This is a genomic window from Nocardia aobensis NBRC 100429 (genome assembly GCF_000308375.1).
Classification (GTDB): Bacteria; Actinomycetota; Actinomycetes; order Mycobacteriales; family Mycobacteriaceae; genus Nocardia; species Nocardia aobensis.
Genome location: NZ_BAFQ01000015.1, coordinates 1 through 2,765 on the forward strand (window position 1 = coordinate 1; position 2,765 = coordinate 2,765).

Below are 2,765 nucleotides of genomic sequence, written 5' to 3' on the forward strand. Positions count from 1 at the left end.
GCTCCGCGTTCGAGCGTCTGCACGGACACTGACGCGAGCGTCTGCACGGGTACTGACGCGAGCGTCTGCACGGGTACCGACGCGAGCGTCTGCTGGCGTGCGGGTGACCGGCAGGGTGCGTACCTGCCCACACCGCCGAGGCGTCCCGTCACTGCCGATAAGCGGAGCGGATCTCCCGGCCAGTGGGACTTCGCATGCCGGGCCCCCGTTCCGATGGCGAGCATCGAGTCATCACCCGGGGCGGGTTGGGCCGGCGGGTAGTCGAGGCCGATCGCGATCGAGGCCGAACGCAATCGAGACGGAGGAATCATGAACAGCGACAGCGAAGTGCGGGTCATCGACGCCGGCGCACCGCCCACCCGGTTCGCCCGCGGCTGGCACTGCCTGGGCCTGGCGGACTCCTTCCGCGACGGCAAGCCGCACACCGTCGCGGCCTTCGGCACCGAACTGGTCGTCTTCGCCGGCGAGGACGGCACGCTCAACGTCCTCAACGCCTACTGCCCGCATATGGGCGGCAATCTCGCCGACGGCACCGTCAAGGGCGATTCGCTGGCCTGCCCCTTCCACGACTGGCGGTGGAACGGCAAGGGCAAGTGCACCGGAATCCCGTACGCGCGCCGGGTGCCTCCGCTGGCCCGCACCAAGGCGTGGCCGACGCTGGAGCAGAACAAGCAGCTGTTCGTCTGGAACGATCCCGAGGGCAAGCAGCCGCCGGCCGACGTCACCATCCCGCGCGTCGACGCCGCCTTCGACGACGGCTGGACCGAGTGGACCTGGAACTCGATGATCGTCGAGGCCAACTGCCGCGAGGTGGTCGACAACGTCGTGGACATGGCGCACTTCTTCTACGTGCACTACGGCTTCCCGACCTTCTTCAAGAACGTGTTCGAGGGTCATATCGCCAGCCAGTACATGACCTCGATCTCACGCGAGGACATGATGGGCGCGACCGCGAAGGCATTGGGCGGCAAGAACACTCTGCATTCGGAGGCGTCGTATTACGGCCCCTCCTACATGATCGACTATCTGCGCAGCGAGAGTGCCGGTCTCACGGTCGAGGGCTATCTGATCAACTGCCACTATCCGATCACCGAGAACCGGTTCGTCCTGCAGTACGGCGCCATCGCGAAGAAGCCGGAGGGCGTGTCGCCGGAGCGGGCCGAGCAGATCGCGGCGGCCTTCGTCGGCGGTCTCGGCAAGGGGTTCGAACAGGATGCGGCGATCTGGAAGCGTAAGTCGCGCATCAACAATCCGCTGCTGTGCGAGGAGGACGGGCCGGTCTATCAGCTGCGGCGCTGGTACGAGCAGTTCTACACCGACGTCGCCGACATCTCCGAGGAGATGACCGCGCGCTTCGAATTCGAGGTCGACACCACCCGCGCGGTCACCGCCTGGGAGGCCGAGGTCGCGGAGAACCTCGCCAAGCGGGCCGAGCAGGCCGTGGCGGGCTGAGAGTCATCGCGATGGACGAGGTTTCGTGCCGATCATGCGGAACGTGCGTGCTGGTGGAGAAGTTCAGCCCGCAGCACACGAGCGTGCAGTGGAGCCGGGCGGCGATGCGCGCGTGCACCGAACTGTCGGCGCCGGGCACGCACACCTGTGCCGCCCTGCGCGACAGCATCGACGCGGCGGTGGAGTCCGGGCAGGTGAGCGTGAGTACCCGTGATGTCGATGTGCGCACCCGCGGCCGGACCGTGGCCTGACGGCGGGGCAGGAAGCTGAATGAACGGCAGAGAAACGGATGTGGTGGTGCTCGATGGATACGGCGATCGAACTCGACGTGCGTGAGCCGGGCGAGGCGCCCGAGGACGCCGGCCCGCGCGACGCGGCGGCCGATCCGGTCGTCGTCGAGATCGTCCGCGTGGTGCGCGAGACCGCGGACGCGGTGTCGCTGGAGCTGGCTCCACGGCCCGAACACGCGCAGCGGTTCGGCTACCGGCCCGGACAGTTCCTCACTCTGCGCATCCCCAGCGATCGCACCGGTTCGGTGAGCCGGTGCTACTCGCTGTCGAGCGCACCGCACGAGGACGGTCCGCTGAAGGTCACAGTCAAACGAACGGCGCAGGGATACGCGTCGAACTGGTTGTGCGACAACGCTGTCGCCGGGGAAAGTTTGCAGGTGCTGCCGCCCGCCGGACTGTTCACCCCGGCCTCGCTGGACACCGATCTGCTGCTGTTCGCCGGCGGCAGCGGCATCACCCCGGTGTTGTCGATCCTGAAATCGGCGCTGGCACAGGGGGGTGGGCACTGCACCCTCGTCTACGCCAATCGCGACGAATCGTCGGTGATCTTCGCCGCGGAACTCGCCGAACTCGCTGCGGCGCATCCGGATCGGCTGCAGGTGCTGCACTGGCTGGAATCGGTGCAGGGCCTGCCGAGTGTGGCGCAACTGTCCGCGCTGGTGCGGCACTGGGCCGACCGCGAGACGTTCGTCTGCGGTCCGGGGCCGTTCATGGATGCCGTCGGCGCGGCCATGGCCGCGCACGGCGCCGACCGCCGGCGCGTACACATGGAGAAGTTCGTCTCCCTGACCGGCAATCCGTTCGAGGCGACGGCTCCCGTGAGCGACCCCGCCGACCCCGCAGATCCCGCCGACTCGGCGCACGTCGAGGTCGAACTGGACGGCGAGAATCACCGTATGGCCTGGCCGCGACGCCAGGTCCTGTTGGACACCTTGCTGGCCGCGGGCCTCGAGGCGCCGTATTCCTGCCGCGAGGGCGCATGCAGCGCCTGCGTGTGCCGGGTGGTGTCCGGCGAGGTGTCCA

General features: G+C 68.2%; 4 protein-coding genes. 3 read left to right on the plus strand and 1 reads right to left on the minus strand.

Features of this window, described 5'->3' with window-relative positions:
* The coding region (locus tag RJ03_RS38035; RefSeq protein WP_218000916.1) for a hypothetical protein at nt 1-338 on the minus strand (338 nt) is incomplete at its 3' end.
* Here RJ03_RS38035 and RJ03_RS02395 point away from each other — a divergent pair.
* From RJ03_RS02395 to RJ03_RS02405, 3 genes are all read left to right on the plus strand, one after another.
* Complete coding sequence (locus tag RJ03_RS02395; RefSeq protein WP_036497584.1) at nt 310-1,452, plus strand: 3-ketosteroid-9-alpha-monooxygenase, oxygenase component; 1,143 nt, start codon at nt 310-312, stop codon at nt 1,450-1,452. The two genes, RJ03_RS38035 and RJ03_RS02395, sit on opposite strands and share 29 nt — an antisense overlap.
* A gap of 47 nt (nt 1,453-1,499) precedes the next feature.
* Entirely contained in the window at nt 1,500-1,703 is a 204-nt protein-coding gene (locus RJ03_RS02400) for a hypothetical protein (protein ID WP_232329576.1), read from the plus strand.
* A 53-nt stretch (nt 1,704-1,756) separates the two neighbouring features.
* Nucleotides 1,757-2,765: ferredoxin--NADP reductase (locus RJ03_RS02405; protein WP_051024164.1), on the plus strand; the 1,009-nt coding region annotated here is incomplete at its 3' end.